The organism is Streptomyces coeruleorubidus, assembly GCF_008705135.1.
Classification (GTDB): Bacteria; Actinomycetota; Actinomycetes; order Streptomycetales; family Streptomycetaceae; genus Streptomyces; species Streptomyces coeruleofuscus.
Genome location: NZ_CP023694.1, coordinates 1,065,902 through 1,081,874, shown reverse-complemented (window position 1 = coordinate 1,081,874; position 15,973 = coordinate 1,065,902). Strand labels below are relative to the sequence as shown.

The following is a 15,973-nucleotide window of genomic DNA, read 5'->3' as shown; positions in this document are numbered from 1 at the left end:
CAAACAGGAGGGCGCCCGGTGGGCAAGCGGCTACGGGGCACCGTCGGCGACGCCGACCGCGGGTTTGTCGAGGACGTACGCCGTGTAGCGAGTGACGCGCCCGATGGCCCGGTGAGCCCGGACGACGGCGATGACCTCGTCCCAGTCCTGTGCGTCGAGCGTCCTGAGGCCGGGCCACCGCACGCACAGGGCCCGTCGCCCGGCCCGGGTGGACGCGGTGCCGACGAACAGGGCACAGAGCTGGGCCGCCCTGTGGAGCACGGGCGTGGTCCAGTCGAGGATCCGGCGCGTGGTGAAGCCGGCGGCGGAAGCCATCAGCGGGTACCGCTCGCAGGGTTCGATGTCGTCGAAGCGCCAGGTCCCGCGTACGAGGCCGTTCGGGTCGAGGGTCCCGATCGGCTGATCCGTACGGGACGTGACATCCACGAGGACGAGCCGGCCGCCCGGGCGGAGCAGCCGGAAGCTTTCGTTGAGGAACGACCTGCGGCCCTCGTGGCCGAAGTGGAAGGCGGCCTCCAGGCAGTGCACTCGGTCGAACGAGCCATCCGTCAGCGGCATCTCCGCTGCCCGCCGCGGCAGAGCCGTGGCGTCGGCGACGGCGAAACGCACGCCGGAAAGGCCGCCGAAGCGGCGACGAGCCTGGTCGATCTGCGCGGGCTGGATGTCCACCCCCAGCGCCCGGCACCCGGCGGCGCCCAACCGCGCCGTCGTGTCGCCGCGACCGCATCCGGCGTCCAGGACGAGCTGTCCGGGCCGGGCGTCCAGCAGCGCCAGCGACCGGCGGACCAGACGGCGCTGAAAGGGCACCGGCCCGGTCAGGGCCGCGAACGGCAGGGTGGGCGGCGTGAAGTAGCCGATGTTGGCCAGGCTGTCCCAGCCGAGGTGCCGCAGCACCCGGAAGAGCACACTGTCGTCGCTGTACGCACGCGCGAGGTCCCCGCTGTCGTCCATCCCGCATCCTCCGCTTCCCGTGGGCACCGATACCGGACGCACTGCCCGTGTCACCGCCCCGACCTGCGCTTACACTGAGCCCATAAGGGATGTTCGTGACGTACCGGAACCGTCGTGCGCTATCAGCGGCTGCTCGTACCGGCCCTCGCCCTGATCCTCCTGATGGTGCCCGCGATCTCCGCCCGGGCACAGGGTGAGGAAGTTCCGCGCGGCCCCACCTTCGCCGCCCGTGCTCTTCAGGCGCTGATCGACGGTATCCAGTTCGGGGTGATCATCGCGATCACCTCGGTCGGGCTCTCGCTGATCTTCGGCACCATCCACCTGATCAACTTCGCGCACGGTGAGTTCGTGACGATCGGCGCCACCTTCGCGTTCTTCCTCAACGTCTCCGCGGCCGGCCCCGGCTGGCACCTGATCCCCGCCGCCCTCGCCGCGGTCGCCTTCGGAGCCCTGCTGGGCGGGGCCGTCGATCGCGGCATCTGGCGCCCGCTGCGCGCTCGGGGCACCGGGCTGATCAACATGTTCATCGTCACCATCGGGCTCTCGCTGGTGCTGCGCCACGTCGTACTCGTGCTGTACGGAACCCGTCCCGCCTCCTACGCGCAGTACGACATCCAGAGCACGATCGACCTGGGGCCGGCCGGCATCACCCCACGGGACCTCACCGTCACCCTGCTCGCCGTGCTGGTACTGCTCGGCGTCGCCGCGCTCCTGCAGAAGACGCGGATCGGCACGGCCGTGCGGGCCGTCTCCGCCAACCGCGACCTCGCGGAGGCGTCGGGCATCGACGTGCAGCGGGTGGTGCTGTTCGTGTGGATGCTCGCCGGCGGACTGGCCGCGCTCGGCGGTGTCTTCTTCGGTCTGGTGGAGATCGTCACCTGGGACATGGGCTTCAAGCTCCTGCTGCTCATGTTCGCGGGGGTCATCCTGGGCGGCCTCGGCTCCGCCTACGGCGCGATGGTCGGCAGCCTCGTCATCGGCATCGTCGCCCAGATGTCCACCCTGTGGTTCCCGGTCGACCTTCAGTACGCCTGGGCGCTGCTCGTCCTCATCCTCGTCCTCCTCGTCCGGCCGCAGGGCATCCTCGGCCGGGCCGAACGCGTCGGGTGAGGGGTGCGCCATGGACTTCTCCGCAATCGTCACCGACGCCCTGCGCTCGGGAATCGGCCCCATCGCCGCCGTCTACGCCCTCGCCGCGATGGGACTGAACCTGCACTTCGGCTACACGGGGCTGCTGAACTTCGGCCAGGTCGGTTTCATGCTGGTCGGCGGCTACGGGCTCGCCATCACGGTGTCGACGTACGACGGCCCGATGTGGCTCGGCGTCCTGGGCGGCATCGCCTGCGCGATCGTGCTGGCCCTGCTCCTCGGCCTGCCCACCCTGCGGCTGCGCGCCGACTACCTCGCCATCACCACCATCGCGGCGGGCGAGACGCTACGGCTGTTCTACCGCTCCAGCTGGGCCGAGCCGGTCACCGGTGGGGTGTTCGGACTCCAGAGGTTCGCGAACGACTTCTACGAGCTCAGCCCCATCGACCCCGGCACCTATGGCGTGTGGCTCGTGAGGTTCAGCTCCCGGGACCTCTGGGTGATGATCGTCGGATGGGCCCTGGTGCTCGTGGTCGGAGGTCTGATGGCCCTGCTGATCCACAGCCCCTGGGGCCGTGTCATCCGGTCGATCCGTGAGGACGAGGTCGCCGCGCGCAGCCTCGGCAAGAACGTCTACGCGTACAAGATGCAGAGCCTCGTGCTCGGCGGCGTCATCGGGGCCGTCGCGGGCATGATGCAGGCGATCCAGGTGCAGTCCGTGAACCCGGACAACTACGATCCTGGCGTCACGTTCTTCCTGTACACGCTCCTCGTGCTGGGAGGCGCCGGGCGGATCCTCGGGCCGGTCGTCGGCGCGATCCTGTTCTGGTTCGTCCTCAGCTTCCTCGACAGCGCGCTCCGCCAGGCCATCGACGCCGAGTACATCTCGCCGGACCTCATCAGCACGTCGGAGGTCGGCGCGGTGCGCTTCGCCCTGGTCGGGGTCGCCCTCATCCTGCTGGTCGCGTTCCGGCCGCAGGGCATCCTCGGCAGCCGGAAGGAGATGCTGCTCAGTGGCCGCTGACCCTGTAGGGCCCCACCCGGGCCGGCTCTCCGCGATCGATCCCGAGCCGGGGGTGCGCAAGCCCGACCCCCTGCTGGTCCTGGACCAGGTGACCCGCACCTTCGGCGGTCTCGTCGCCGTGCGGGTCGAGCACCTGGAGGTGCAGCGCGGGGCCATCACGGCGCTCATCGGGCCGAACGGCGCCGGCAAGACCACCCTGTTCAACGTGGTGAGCGGGTTCGACCGGGCCGACGACGGCCGGTGGTCGTTCGACGGACAGCCGCTCACCGGCGCCCCGGCGCACCGGGTGGCGCGGCGGGGAATGGTCCGCACGTTCCAGCTCACCAGGACGCTCGCACGGCTCACCGTGCTGGAGAACCTGCTGCTCGCCGCGCCCGGGCAACGCGGCGAGGGAGTGCTGCCCGCGCTGCTGCGACCGCTGTGGCGCGGGCAGGAGCGGGAGTCCGAGCGCCGGGCCGACGAACTGCTGGACCGGTTCCGGCTCGGGCCCCTGCGCGACGACCACGCCGGCACGCTCTCCGGGGGGCAGCGCAAACTGCTGGAACTGGCCCGCGCGCTGATGGCCCGGCCCGTCATGCTCCTGCTCGACGAGCCGATGGCCGGGGTGAACCCCGCGCTGACCCAGTCGCTGCTCGGACACATCACACGGCTGCGTGACGAGGGGCTGACGGTGTGCTTCGTCGAGCACGACATGGACGTGGTGATGGGCATCAGCGACTGGGTGGCCGTCATGGCCGACGGCCGCCTGGTGGCCGAGGGCCCACCGCACACGATCGGCCGGAACCCCGCCGTCGTGGACGCCTACCTGGGCAAGCGGCACGACGAGCCGGAGGCGACCGAGGAGAGGGGCGACGACGAGCCGGAGGCGACCGGCAAGAAGGGCGACGGGGAGCCGGAGGCGACCGACGAGAAGGGCGAGGAGGAGTAGCGATGTCCGCCGAGAATCAGGCACCGGTGCTGGCGGCCGACGACATCGTCGCCGGTTACGTCCCGGGTGTCGACGTGCTGCGCGGATGCAGCGTGGAGGTGCGGCCGGGCGAGGTGGTCGGTGTGATCGGCCCCAACGGTGCCGGCAAGTCGACGCTGGTCAAGGCCGTCTTCGGGCTGCTGCGGGTGCGCGGCGGGACCGTGCGGCTGCGCGGCGAGGACGTGACCGGCCGGCCCGCGCACGAGCTGGTCCGGCGGGGCGTGGGCTACGTACCGCAGCTCCAGAACGTGTTCCCCACACTGACCGTCGAGGAGAACCTGCGGATGGGCGTGTATCTGCGGCCCAAGGACCAGGCGCGGCGGGTCGCGGCGGTCGAGGAGCTCTTCCCCGTGCTGGCCGACCGCCGCAGGCAGAAGGCCGGCGCGATGTCCGGCGGCGAACGCCAGATGCTCGCGATGGCCCGCGCCCTGATGATGGAGCCGCAGCTGCTGCTGCTCGACGAGCCGTCGGCCGGGCTGTCACCGCTCCACCAGGACCACGTCTTCGACCGGTGCAGAATGATCAACAGCGCGGGCGTCGCCGTGCTCATGGTCGAGCAGAACGCCCGCAGGTGCCTTCAGCTCTGCGACCGCGGCTACGTCCTCGACCAGGGCCGCAACGCGTACACCGGCACGGGTACGGCCCTGCTGCACGACGAGAAGGTGATCGAGCTCTACCTCGGCACACTCGCCCGCGTCCGTTGACTCCCGCTTCCTCGGTCCTGTCTGTCAGCCCTCCCGGTCACTCCTCGGCCTGGCTGGTCTCGGTGCGCAGGGTCTGCAACGCTCCCTTGTCGTCGTAGCCGTACACCTCGATCGTCGCCTGGCCGGGTTCGCCCTTGTCGGTGAAGTTCAGCGGACCGCTCACACCCTCGTAGTCGATGTCCCTGCCGTCGGCGAGCAGCTCCTTGCAGGCGGCGAACGAGTTGCACTTCTCGCCGTCCTTGGTGATCCCGTTCATCTCCTTCACGTAGTCGCGGGGATCGTCGGACTCCGCCTTCTCCGCCGCGAGCGCGATCGTCGTCGCGCAGTCGAACACCTGCGGTGCGAACTGGAGCTCCTTCAGCTTCGGCGCGAACTCCTTGAGGTCCTTCACGTACTGCTCGTTCTCCGCCGATGCCGGCGCGGTCCCCTTCATCCCGGAGAGCCTCTCGGGCTGGCCCGGGGCGACCAGCGAGGGCAGTTCCTCGCTGCGCAGTCCGTCGGCGCCGTAGACGCCGATCCGGTCGGGTCCGATTCCGGACTCGATCATGCCCTGAAGGATCTGGGCGCCTTCCTCGAAGGCGATCACCACGGCGGCGTCCGGCCTGGAGTTCTCGATCTGCTGGGCGACCTGGTCGAAGTTGGTCGCCTTCGGGTCGTAGGTCTCGGCGAGCGTCACCGTCAGCCCGCGCTCCTCCAGCGTCTTCCGGGTGGCCTCCATCAGGCCGCGCCCGTAGTCGTCCGCCCGTGCGACCAGGGCCACCCGGTCGTGACCGTCGTCGCGGACGACGTCCGCCAGGATGGGCCCCTGCAAGGCGTCGCTCGGGACGGTACGGAAGTAGAAGCCGTCGTCCTCGTAGTCGGTGAAGGTGGGAGCGGTGTTCGACCCCGAACACTGGACGACGCCCGCTCCGGTCACCCGGTCGATGAACGCCAGCGACATGCCGGAAGCCGCGGCGCCGACGATCGCGTCCACGCCTGCCGCGAGGACCCGGTCCGCCGACTGTGCGGCAACGGCCTCCTGGCCCGCCTCGTCACTGGAGACCACATTCGGCACGGCCTTGCCCAGGACTCCGCCCGCGTCGTTGATCTTCTGTATCGCGAACTTCAACGACTCGATCTGGGGTGGGCCGAGGTAGGCCAGCTGTCCCGTCTCCGGCAGGACGTAGCCGAACTGGAGCTCACCATCGCCCGGCTCGGCCTGGGCAGTGCCCGTCGTACCGCAGACGGCTATCACAAGAGCAGCCGCGCTTGCGAAGATCGCGGACCGCCGTATCGACGCTTTCATCTCCGCCTCCGCTCGTTACAGGCGGCGGTGGTCGACTGGCCGGCCCTCCGCCCGCCATCTGTACATGAGCGTAGAACGCATTCGTGGTCCAGAAAAGCATGAAATGTGAGCTTTTCTATTGTTGTGCTTCTAGTCGCGTACGGTGACGCGCTCCGTCTCCTTCGGGGCGGACCTGGCGACCACGACGGACGGCCGCTCCCGCCGGGGTCGCAGGCCCGTGAGGGTGATCAGCAGGCCGGCGAGGGCGATGAGCGTCACGACCACCAGGCCGGGCCGGTAGCTGTCGAGGACGGCCTGCGGGGAGGCGTTGCCCTGCTCGGGGGAGTTCGCGGTCACCACCGCCGTCACCACGGCGAGGAAGATCGCGCCGCCCACCTGGACCGAGGTGTTGAGCAGCCCGGAGACCATGCCCTGCTCGTGTTCGTCGACGCCGTTGGTGGCCTGGACGTTCAGGGACGGGAAGGTCAGCGCGAAGCCCGAGCCGACCAGCAGCATCGTCGGAAGGATCACCGCCGCGTAGACCGGGTCGAGGTCGATGCGCAGGAACAGCACGTAGCCGGTCACCATCAGGGCGAAGCCCAGCACCATCAGCCGGGCGGTGCCGAACCGGTCGATGACGGCCCCCACCTTCGTCGCGGACAGCGCCACCAGCGCACCCGCCGGCAGGAAGGCCAGGGCAGTGTGCAGTGCCGACCAGCCGAGCAGCTGCTGCATGTAGAGGGTCACCAGGAACTGGAAGCCGATGTAGCTGCCGACGAACGTCAACGCGCCGAGCTGAGCCCGCACTTGCGGCCCCGAGCGCAGCACGCCGAGCCGGATCAGCGGGCTGGGGCTGCGCCGCTCGACGGCGACGAAGGCCGCCAGCATGACGGCGACGGCGGCGAAGGACAGGACGGTCCGGGCCGATCCCCAGCCCACCTCGGGCGCCTCGACGACGGTGAAGACGAGCAGAAGCATCGAGGTGGTGCCGAGGACGGCGCCGGGAATGTCGTAGCCGCCCCGGCCGCGCTCGCGCTCACTGCGCGGCAGCAGCTTCAGGCCCACGAACAGGGCGATCAGCGCGATGGGAGCGGGCAGGAGCATCGTGAGCCGCCAACTGGCCTCCGTGAGCAGGCCGGAGAAGACCAGGCCCATCGAGTAGCCGGTGGCGCCGCAGGTGGTGTAGATGGCCAGGGCTCGGTTGCGCAACGGGCCCTCGGGGAACGTCGTGGTGATGATCGACAGGCCGGCGGGGGCCGTGAAGGCCGCGCTCAGGCCCTTGATGAACCGGCTGGCGATGAGCAGCGGCCCCGAGTCGACGAGACCGCCGAGCAGCGAGGCCAGCGCGAAGACGCCCAGCGCCACCAGGAAGACCTGGCGCCGGCCCAGCAGGTCGGCGGCGCGTCCGCCGAGGAGCAGCAGACCGCCGTAGCCCAGGATGTAGCCGCTGACGATCCATTGCAGCGCCGAGGTCGACAGGCCGAGGTCGGCACCGATGGAGGGCAGTGCGACGCCGACCATGGACACGTCCAGGGCGTCCAGGAACATGGCGGCGCAGAGCACCAGCAGGGTGCCCCAGAGCCGGGGAGTCCAACGCCCGTCGGACGTGGGGGAGGTGAGCGGAGAGGTCATGCCCCGAGACATTACATGCGCGTGCATGAGATGCAAGCGCATTTAATTCGGATGCAACAATCATGGTTCTCTGTTACGGTGCGGCGCATGGCGGCGACCCAGGCCGAGCAGGCGCTCGTGGAACAGTGGCGGGACATTCTGGCGCTGCACGCGCGAACACAGTGCGAACTCGACCGGGTTCTGCACGACCACGGCCTGTGTGCCAGCGACTTCGAGGTGCTCGACGTCCTCGCCGGGTGCCGGGCGGCGAAGGGCACGCCCTCCTACCGCGTCCAGGAGATCTCCGAGCGGATCCATCTGAGCCAGAGCGCGCTGTCACGGCTGATCGCCCGGCTGGAGAAGGAGGGGCTCGTCGAGCGCTGCATGTGTCCGGAGGACCGGCGGGGTGTCCGCGTCGCTCTCACGGCGAAAGGGCGCACGCTGCACGGTGAGGTGCTGCCCGTGCAGCGTGCGGTGCTGGCGCGGATGCTGGCGGACGGCTGACCCGGTCAGATCCCTGAGGTCTCCCGCCACAGCTCGGCGAGCGCCCGGTCGCCCGTGACCGACGGCAGGGGAGCCCGGTTCCACAGCGCCAGGTACAACTGCTCGGCCGTGCCGGACAGTTCGCACTCCGCCTCCCCGGCGGCGCCTCGGGTGGTCACGGGGGGCTCGGACGACAGCCGGACGGTCCACACGGCGCCGGTGTCGTCCGTACGCACCCGCAGGACGCGCGGCTCGTCCGTGCGCACCCGGCTCCTGGAGCGGGCGTGGAAGCCGCGCAGCAGTTCGTCGATGCCGTCGGTCGCGAAGTCCGGGGCTACGGCGGTGGGTCCTGACCCGCCTGCGGACTCCGCGTCGAACCGGTGCACGGTCGTCTCGTGTGCCTGCCGCCGGGTCCAGAAGGCCAGCGGGGACGGCGCGGGCAGGAAGAACCAGCACTCCACGTCGGGCGCGGCGTCGGCCAGCGTGCCGACTAGGAGACGGTGGCTGTCGCGGTACCAGGCCACGAGCTCCGCGCCGTCGAGGTCCGGGACCTCACCCAGCGGACGGCGCTCGGTGTGCCGCTCGGCGACGTACGACGCGGCCCAGCGGTGCACGGCGCCCGTGTGCCGCAGCAGATCACGCACGTGCCACTCCGGGCACGTCGGCACCTTCGCGTCCGTCCCGGCCTCCTCGGCGGCCGCGGCCAGCAATCGGCCCTCTGTCTCCAGTGTCTGAAGGAACTCGGCGGTCTCCATGGCGCGAGTCTGCCGCACGGAGCGCACTCCGAGCGCCGGAATTTCCCAGGGGACGTTACGGCAGCGGTGTGCCGCCCGTGGCGTTGACGATCTCCGCGGTGATGTACGACGCGTCCTGGGAGGCGAGGAAGACGTACGCCGGAGCCATCTCGGCCGGCTGCGCGGGCCGCCCGATGGGCGCCTGCTTGCCGAACTTCTGGGTGTCCGGCATCGTCGCCGGGATGAGCGGCGTCCACACCGGGCCGGGCGCCACGGCGTTGACGCGGACGCCCTTGTCGATCACCATCTGCGCCAGCCCCTGCGTGAAGGTGACGATCGCGCCCTTGGTCGTCGCGTAGTCCAGCAGATGCGGACTGGGCTTGTAGGCCTGCACCGACGTCGAGTTGATGATGCTGCCGCCCTCCGGGATGTGCGGCAGGGCCAGCTTGCACAGCCAGAACATGCCGTACAGGTTGGTGCGCATCACCCGGTCGAACTGCTCGGTGGAGATCGCCTCGATGCCGTCGGGCTGCGACATCTGGTACGCCGCGTTGTTCACCAGGACGTCGATCCGGCCGAACTCCGCGACGGCACGGTCGATCAGCGCCCGGCAGTTCTCCTCCTCCCGTACGTCGCACGAGACGGGTACGGCACGCCGTCCGGCCTCCTCGACCAGCCGGGCGGTCTCGGCGGCGTCGTCCTTCTCGTCATCCAGGTGGGTGAAGACCACGTCAGCTCCCTCCCGGGCGAACGCCAGGGCGACCGCGCGGCCGATCCCGGAGTCCCCGCCGGTGATGACGGCCTTGCGGTCGGTCAGCCGGCCGCTGCCCCGGTAGGACTCCTCACCGTGGTCCGGGGGCGGGTCCATGGGGCCGGTCCAGCCCGGGTGCGGCTGGTCCTGGGAGGGAAACTCCGGGGTGGGGTGCTGTTCGCCGGGGTGCTGCTGATCGGTCACGGGTCTGCCTCCTTGTGCATGGCGTACGGCCCGGTGATCACAACCGCCGATCACAACGGGCGAGGCCCCGGGTACCCCGCTGCCGGGGTACCGATCACCTGGCTGCGGACATGCCCGGCGCGCCGGCAGAAGGATCAGCGCGCCGCGGCACCGCGCGTCGCGAAACCGATGGCCGCCGCCACCGCGGCAAGGATCGCCACGCTGGTGAGCGCGGCCGGCAGGGAGAACCAGTCCGCCATGAACCCGATCGCGGGCGGCCCCAGCAGCATGCCGCCGTAGCCCAGCGTGGAGGCCGTGGCGACTCCGCTGGGTCCGGCGAGCGCGCCCGCGCGTTCCACGGCCACGGGGAAGAGGTTCGCCAGGCCGATGCCCGTGACCGCGTACCCGAGCAGGGCCATCCACAGGGCGGGGGCGAGCGAGCCGAGCAGCATCCCGGCCGCCGCCGTGGCGCCGCCCGTGACGACGGTCCGGGTCCGCCCCAGACGTTCCAGGAGCGTCGTGCCGGTCAGGCGGCCCACCGTCATGGCCAGCGCGAAGCAGGAGTAGCCGATGGCCGCGGCACCCGGCGAGGCGCCCAGGTCATCTTCCAGGTGCAGGGCGCCCCAGTCGGCCAGCGCCCCCTCGCCGTACGCGGTGCATCCCGCGATCAGGCCGAAGACGAGCACGAGTCCCCGGGTACGGCCGTCGAGCCGGCGCGGGGCGGCGTCCTTCGCGGGCCGGTCCCGTTCCGGCGGCTCGGGCGGCTTCTGCCGCAGGAGCGTGGGGCCCGCCACGGCCGTCACGAGCAGTCCGACAACGGTGAGCAGGAGCAGGTGCCGGGTGGGGGAGAGGGACCCCGCGACCAGAGCGCCCAGCCCGGCGCCGATCATGCCGCCCAGGCTGAACGCGGCGTGGAAGCTCGGCATGATCGGCCGCCGCATCGCGGCCACGAGGTCCACGGCGGCGCTGTTGAAGGCGACGTTGATCCCGCCGTACGCGGCGCCGAAGACCAGCAGGACGAGGCCGAGCGCGAGGGCCGAGTGGGTCAGCGGGGGCAGGGCGACGCTGAGGGAGAGCAGGACGGCGCAGGCGACGGTGACCCGGTGGTTGCCGTAGCGGCGGCACAGCCGTCCGGTGAGCACCATGGTGACGACGGCTCCGGCGGAGACCCCCAGGAGGGCGAGTCCGAGGGCGCTGGCGGAGGCTCCGGTCTGTTCCTTGATGGCGGGGATGCGCACGACCCAGCCGGCGAAGACGAAGCCGTCCAGGGCGAAGAAGACGGTGATCGCGGTACGGAGTCGGGTGAGGGAGTTGCCGTTGCCCGGCACGGCACTGTGCGTTCGGGGTTTGTTTATTTCCGGCACAAAATCAGGCTAGGCGGGTGCGCGCGCCACGACAAGGTGCGCCGCCGGGACGAGAAGGTGCGACGCTGGGACGAGAGCCATCCGCCGAGGGAACTCGGGAGCGTACATGGGACGTGACGTGCCGGCCCTGGTGTTCACACGGGAGGACCGCCGTCGATACCGGGCCAAGATGCAGACCGACCTCGAAGTGCTGGCCCGGATGCTGAGCGAGTCCAGCTTCGAGAGCGAGCGCCCCCGGGTCGGGCTGGAGATCGAGCTCAACCTGGTGGACGACCGCGGGCTGCCCGCGATGCGCAACACCGACGTGCTCCAGGCCATCGCCGACCCCGCCTGGTCCAGCGAGCTGGGCCGCTTCAACCTGGAGATCGACATCCCGCCCCGGGAGCTGACGACCGGCGGCCCCGGAGCCTGGGAGCAGACGATCCGGGACGCCCTGAACCACGCCGAGGACCGCGCCGCGGCCGTCGGCGCGCACCTGATCATGGTCGGCATCCTGCCCACCCTGGACGAGGCGGACGTCAGCGAGTCCGCCCTCTCCGGTGACCCGCGGTACCGGCTGCTCAACGAGCAGATCTTCGCGGCGCGGGGCGAGGACCTGCGGATCAGGGTTGACGGTGTGGAGCGCCTGTCGACGTACGCCGACACGATCACTCCCGAGGCCGCCTGCACCAGCACGCAGTTCCATCTCCAGGTCGCCCCCAAGCAGTTCGCGGACTACTGGAACGCGGCCCAGGCCGTCGCCGGCGTGCAGATCGCCCTGGCGGCGAACTCGCCCTTCCTGTTCGGCAGGGAGCTGTGGCGCGAGACCCGGATCCCCCTGTTCGAGCAGGCCACCGACACCCGCCCCGAGGAGATCAAGGCCCAGGGCGTACGCCCCCGGGTGTGGTTCGGGGAGCGCTGGATCACCAGCGTCTTCGATCTCTTCGAGGAGAACGTGCGCTACTTCCCGGCCCTGCTGCCGCTGTGCGACGACGAGGACCCGCAGCAGGCGCTCGACAGCGGAGGCGTCCCGCAACTGGGCGAACTGACCCTGCACAACGGCACGATCTACCGCTGGAACCGCCCCGTCTACGCCGTCACCGAGAGCGGCCCGCATCTGCGCATCGAGAACCGGGTGCTGCCCGCCGGCCCCACCGTGGCCGACATCATCGCCAACGGCGCCTTCTACTACGGCCTCACCCGCGCCCTGGTCGACGAGGACCGGCCGGTGTGGACGCGGATGTCCTTCTCGGTCGCCGGGGAGAACCTGCACACCGCGGCCCGCGACGGCATCGACGCCCGCCTGTACTGGCCCGGCACGGGCGAAGTGCCGGTCACCGAACTGGTGTTGCGTCGTCTGCTGCCGCTGGCGCACCGGGGTCTGGAGCTGGCCGGTATGGACGCGGCCTGGCGCGAGCCCCTGCTGGGCATCATCGAGCAGCGCTGTGTCACCGCCCGCAACGGCGCCCTGTGGCAGGCGGAGATGGTCCATCATCTGGAGAAGACCGGCGTCTCCGACCGGCGTGAGGCTCTGCGGCAGATGACCGCCACGTACATGGACTACATGCACATGAACGCGCCCGCGCACACCTGGCCCGTGGACTGACCGCCGCGGCATCGCCGGGTCACGCGGGGCTGGGCGCGGCCCGGCCGCCCCGCTCCTCGGCGGCGCCGCCCCAGTCCTCAGAGGCCGTCAGCGGGACGGGGGCGGGCGGCTGCGCCGACGTCGTCAGCTCGATGCGCCGTCCCTCGGCCGACGAACGCAGGAGCGCGGTCATCGTCTCCAGCACGTGCAGGGCGAGTTCGCCGCTCGCACGCGGTGCCCGCTGCCCGTCGGCGGCGAGGAAGTCGAGCAGCCCCACTCCCCGGGCGCCGTCGACGTAGCCCGCGGACGGCGGGAGCGTGCGCCACTGCGTGTCGCCGAGTCCGAAGAGCCGTACGTCGCCGTCGAAGCGGTTCGGATCCGGGACGGCGAGCGTTCCCACCTCACCGTGGACCTCGATCGGGGACGCCGTGGTGGCCACCCCGTCGAAGCTCGTCGTGATCGTCGTCAGCGTCCCGTCCACGTGCTCCAGCACCCCGGAGACATGGCTGTCCACCTCCACCGGTATCCGCTCTCCCGTACGCGGGCCGGAACCGATGACCCGCTCGGCGCGCAGCCTGCTGGACGCCCCCGTCACGGCCCGCACCGGGCCCAGCAGATGGACGAGGGAGGCGAGGTAGTACGGCCCCATGTCCAGCAGGGGGCCGCCGCCCTCGGTGTAGTAGAAGTCGGGGTGCGGGTGCCAGCGTTCGTGGCCCGGGGTGACCATCACGGCCGAGGCGAACAGGGGGCGTCCGATGCTCCCCGCCGCCAGGGCCGCCCGCGCCGTCTGAACTCCGGTGCCCAGCACGGTGTCCGGCGCGCACCCCACACCGACGCCCGCCCGCGCGGCGGCCGCCATGACGGCGTGGGCGTCGGTGAGCGTGGCGGCGAGCGGCTTCTCCCCGTAGACGTTCTTGCCGTGGCCGATGGCCCCGAGGGCGATGCCGGCGTGCGCCCCGGGGGTGGTGAGGTTCAGTACCGTGTCCACGTCCGGGCTGCTCAGCAGCTCGTCGACGGTCAGTGCCAGGACGCCGGGCAGTCCGGCGGCGACCGCTGCCGACCGGGAGGCGTCGAGGTCGGCGACCGCGGTCACGCGCACGGCGGGATGACCGGCCAGCGTGTCCAGGTACGCGCGGGAGATGACTCCGAGCCCTACGACGCCGATGCGGTGCGCGTCGCCCACAGCATGCCCCTCTCGATGATGGTGCGGACGTTGGGGTTCTCCAGCACGTCGAGGCTGTGCCCCGGCGTCGTCACCACGATCCGCCCGGCCCCCCACCGGCGGGTCCAGACCGCCGGTGAGGTGACCGGCCGGTGCCAGGGCTCCCACGGCCGGGTGGGGTGCGTGGTGGTGGCCAGGACGTCGATGAGGTCGTCGTGGAGCACCCAGTACTGCTCGGTGTGCAGCTCGAAGTCCTCGATGCCCGCGGTGACGGGGTGCTCGCGGCCCGCCTCGGTGACGGCGATGGTGTGCGGCAGGAAGTTGTCCTCCGGCCCGCCCCGGCGCTCGCACGGTTCCTTGCCCGGGTGCGTGGCGAACTGCCCTCCCACCAGGTGGAGATAGTCGGAGGAGGCGCGGAACGAGTCGGCGACGCCGCCGTGCCAGCCGGTGAACCCGGTGCCGGCCACGACCGCGGAGCTCAGCCCCGCGAGCTGCTCGCGCGTGATCTCCGACATCGTGACGCACTGCACGATCAGGTCGGTGCCGGCCATCTCGGCGGCGTCGGCGTAGACGTCGGTCGACTCCTCGACCCGGACGGCGTATCCGTTGCTCCGCAGGAAGGGCAGGAACAGTTCCGTCGCTTCGACCGGCTGGTGCCCCTCCCAGCCGCCGCGGACCACCAGGGCTTTCTTCAGCGTCATCGTGATCTCACTATGCGCCGGGCGTCCGCGCTCACGAAAGAGGGCCGGGCCTCACGAAAATTTCGCTGACGAGGCCCGGGCGGCGACCGTCCAGCAGGCCGCGGTGAAGCGGACCTCCGAGCCGTGTACGAAGGGCTCGAAGGCGGCACGGACCGTCTCGACGACCCGCTCGCGGGTCTGCTCGTCCACCTCGGGCAGGTACATGCCCACCGGACCGAGCCGGGTGAAGTAGCGGACCAGCTCCTTCTCGGGCAGGGTGCAGACCACGTCGACCGGCCGGATGTCGATCCCGGTCCAGCCGCTCTCCGCCAGGATGCGCCGAACCTTGTCCGCGTCCGCGAAGGCGAACTGTCCCGGCTCGTCCGGCCGGCGGACGGGCAGGTCCGGCAGCAGCGGTGACGCGGCGCGCTGGGCCGTCGTCATGAACGGGTTCTCGGCCGGATCGCGCCAGACGACGCACCGCAGCGCGCCCTCGTCCCTGACGGCGCGCCGGAGGTTGGCGAAGGCCCGGACGGGATCGGGGAAGAACATGACACCGAACCGCGAGATGACGGCGTCGAAGGCGCCGGGTTCGAAGGCGTGGTCCCCTGCGTCGTCGCAGACGAACGACGCCCGTACGTCCTCCTGTTCGGCGTACTCCCGGGCGGTGCTGATCATCGGTTCGGAGATGTCGACGCCGACACAGCGACCCTCCGGACCGAGCCGTCGCGCCACGGCCAGCGTGAGGCCGCCCGTACCGCAGCCGACATCGAGCACGTGCCGCGCCTGTTCGGCGGCGACGGCATCGACGAGGAGCTCCTCGATGGGCCTGAACATCTCGTCCAGTACGCCCTTCAGCTCGCCCCACGCGTGACCGGCGCGTCCGTTCCAGCGGGCCGGCTGCTCGTCGTCGGCCCTGCGCGCAGCGTCCATGACCGTCTCTCCTTCTGGTTGCCTTCGTCGTGCCGGGATGACAGCGTTCTACTTCAAGTCGACTTGAGGTCAATGCAGAATGGCAGAGCTGGACATCGCCGAAGTGTCGCACCGCGCCGGGGTACCGGCATCGACCCTGCGCTACTACGAGGAGAGGGGTCTGATCTCCTCGACGGGCCGGCGGGGCCTGCGCCGCCAGTACGATCCGGGCGTGCTGGAACGGCTGGCGCTGATCGCGCTGGGGCGGACGGCCGGGTTCTCGCTCGACGAGATCGCGCTCATGTTCGCGCCGGACGGGCAGCCGCGTATCGACCGGCAGAAGCTGGCGGCCAAGGCGGACGAACTCGACAACAGGATCCGCGAACTGGGCGTACTGCGCGACTCCCTGCGCCACGCCGCCGCGTGCCCCGCGCCGAGCCATATGGAGTGCCCCACCTTCCGCCGCCTCCTCGACGCCGCGGCGTCCGGCGGTGTCGCGGTGCCGGGCAGGCGGGTTCCCGGCAGATAGG

General features: G+C 71.0%; 16 protein-coding genes. 7 read left to right on the top strand and 9 right to left on the bottom strand.

The genetic code is table 11. The features are described from left to right. Positions 1-30: 30 nt before the first annotated feature. Complete coding sequence (locus CP976_RS04950) at positions 31-951, bottom strand: SAM-dependent methyltransferase (RefSeq protein WP_150479197.1); 921 nt, start codon at positions 949-951, stop codon at positions 31-33. 114 nt (positions 952-1,065) lie between these two features. Between CP976_RS04950 and CP976_RS04945 the strand changes: the two genes are divergently transcribed. Genes CP976_RS04945 through CP976_RS04930 form a run of 4 tightly spaced genes read left to right on the top strand, consistent with a single transcriptional unit; the run spans position 1,066 to position 4,735 of the window. Continuing rightward, complete coding sequence (locus CP976_RS04945) at positions 1,066-2,061, top strand: branched-chain amino acid ABC transporter permease (protein ID WP_208838932.1); 996 nt, start codon at positions 1,066-1,068, stop codon at positions 2,059-2,061. 10 nt (positions 2,062-2,071) lie between these two features. After that, positions 2,072-3,064 carry a branched-chain amino acid ABC transporter permease gene (locus CP976_RS04940; protein ID WP_150479196.1) on the top strand — a complete coding sequence of 331 codons (993 nt, stop codon included), beginning with the start codon at positions 2,072-2,074 and terminating at the stop codon, positions 3,062-3,064. After that, the gene (locus tag CP976_RS04935; protein ID WP_150479195.1) at positions 3,054-3,992 is read left to right on the top strand and encodes an ABC transporter ATP-binding protein; all 939 of its coding nucleotides are present in this window, start codon (positions 3,054-3,056) and stop codon (positions 3,990-3,992) included. The genes CP976_RS04940 and CP976_RS04935 overlap by 11 nt, the downstream gene beginning before the upstream one ends. A 2-nt stretch (positions 3,993-3,994) precedes the next feature. Then, positions 3,995-4,735: an ABC transporter ATP-binding protein gene (locus CP976_RS04930; protein ID WP_150479194.1), complete on the top strand. Its 741-nt coding sequence runs from the start codon at positions 3,995-3,997 to the stop codon at positions 4,733-4,735. A gap of 37 nt (positions 4,736-4,772) precedes the next feature. On the opposite strand, the gene CP976_RS04925 is transcribed toward CP976_RS04930, so the two are convergent. Both CP976_RS04925 and CP976_RS04920 read right to left on the bottom strand, forming a co-directional pair. Further along, on the bottom strand, positions 4,773-6,020 hold the full coding sequence (locus CP976_RS04925; protein ID WP_150479193.1) for an ABC transporter substrate-binding protein: 1,248 nt from the start codon (positions 6,018-6,020) through the stop codon (positions 4,773-4,775). 129 nt (positions 6,021-6,149) lie between these two features. Beyond that, positions 6,150-7,631: an MFS transporter gene (locus tag CP976_RS04920; RefSeq protein WP_150479192.1), complete on the bottom strand. Its 1,482-nt coding sequence runs from the start codon at positions 7,629-7,631 to the stop codon at positions 6,150-6,152. An 87-nt stretch (positions 7,632-7,718) separates the two neighbouring features. Between CP976_RS04920 and CP976_RS04915 the strand changes: the two genes are divergently transcribed. Beyond that, on the top strand, positions 7,719-8,114 hold the full coding sequence (locus CP976_RS04915) for a MarR family winged helix-turn-helix transcriptional regulator (RefSeq protein ID WP_150479191.1): 396 nt from the start codon (positions 7,719-7,721) through the stop codon (positions 8,112-8,114). Between the two features lie 5 nt (positions 8,115-8,119). Here the strand turns inward: CP976_RS04915 and CP976_RS04910 are convergent, their stop codons facing one another. From CP976_RS04910 to CP976_RS04900, 3 genes are all read right to left on the bottom strand, one after another. Next, positions 8,120-8,848 (bottom strand): maleylpyruvate isomerase family mycothiol-dependent enzyme, encoded by a 729-nt coding sequence (locus tag CP976_RS04910; RefSeq protein WP_150479190.1) that lies wholly within the window; start codon positions 8,846-8,848, stop codon positions 8,120-8,122. Between the two features lie 55 nt (positions 8,849-8,903). Next, entirely contained in the window at positions 8,904-9,782 is an 879-nt protein-coding gene (locus tag CP976_RS04905) for an SDR family oxidoreductase (RefSeq protein ID WP_150479189.1), read from the bottom strand. A gap of 134 nt (positions 9,783-9,916) precedes the next feature. Further along, positions 9,917-11,089 (bottom strand): MFS transporter, encoded by a 1,173-nt coding sequence (locus CP976_RS04900; protein WP_150479188.1) that lies wholly within the window; start codon positions 11,087-11,089, stop codon positions 9,917-9,919. 142 nt (positions 11,090-11,231) lie between these two features. Between CP976_RS04900 and CP976_RS04895 the strand changes: the two genes are divergently transcribed. Continuing rightward, complete coding sequence (locus CP976_RS04895; protein WP_150479187.1) at positions 11,232-12,710, top strand: glutamate-cysteine ligase family protein; 1,479 nt, start codon at positions 11,232-11,234, stop codon at positions 12,708-12,710. A 19-nt stretch (positions 12,711-12,729) separates the two neighbouring features. Here the strand turns inward: CP976_RS04895 and CP976_RS04890 are convergent, their stop codons facing one another. Genes CP976_RS04890 through CP976_RS04880 form a run of 3 tightly spaced genes read right to left on the bottom strand, consistent with a single transcriptional unit; the run spans position 12,730 to position 15,464 of the window. After that, positions 12,730-13,872 carry a Gfo/Idh/MocA family protein gene (locus CP976_RS04890; protein WP_150479186.1) on the bottom strand — a complete coding sequence of 381 codons (1,143 nt, stop codon included), beginning with the start codon at positions 13,870-13,872 and terminating at the stop codon, positions 12,730-12,732. Continuing rightward, positions 13,842-14,552, bottom strand: a complete 711-nt coding sequence (locus CP976_RS04885; protein WP_150479185.1) for a ThuA domain-containing protein — start codon at positions 14,550-14,552, stop codon at positions 13,842-13,844. The genes CP976_RS04890 and CP976_RS04885 overlap by 31 nt, the downstream gene beginning before the upstream one ends. 51 nt (positions 14,553-14,603) lie before the next feature. After that, a complete protein-coding gene (locus CP976_RS04880) occupies positions 14,604-15,464 on the bottom strand; it encodes a class I SAM-dependent methyltransferase (protein ID WP_150479184.1) in 861 nt (286 codons plus the stop codon). Between the two features lie 79 nt (positions 15,465-15,543). Here CP976_RS04880 and CP976_RS04875 point away from each other — a divergent pair, with 79 nt between their 5' ends. Beyond that, a complete protein-coding gene (locus CP976_RS04875; protein ID WP_150479183.1) occupies positions 15,544-15,972 on the top strand; it encodes a helix-turn-helix domain-containing protein in 429 nt (142 codons plus the stop codon). The last annotated feature ends 1 nt before the right edge of the window (position 15,973 follow it).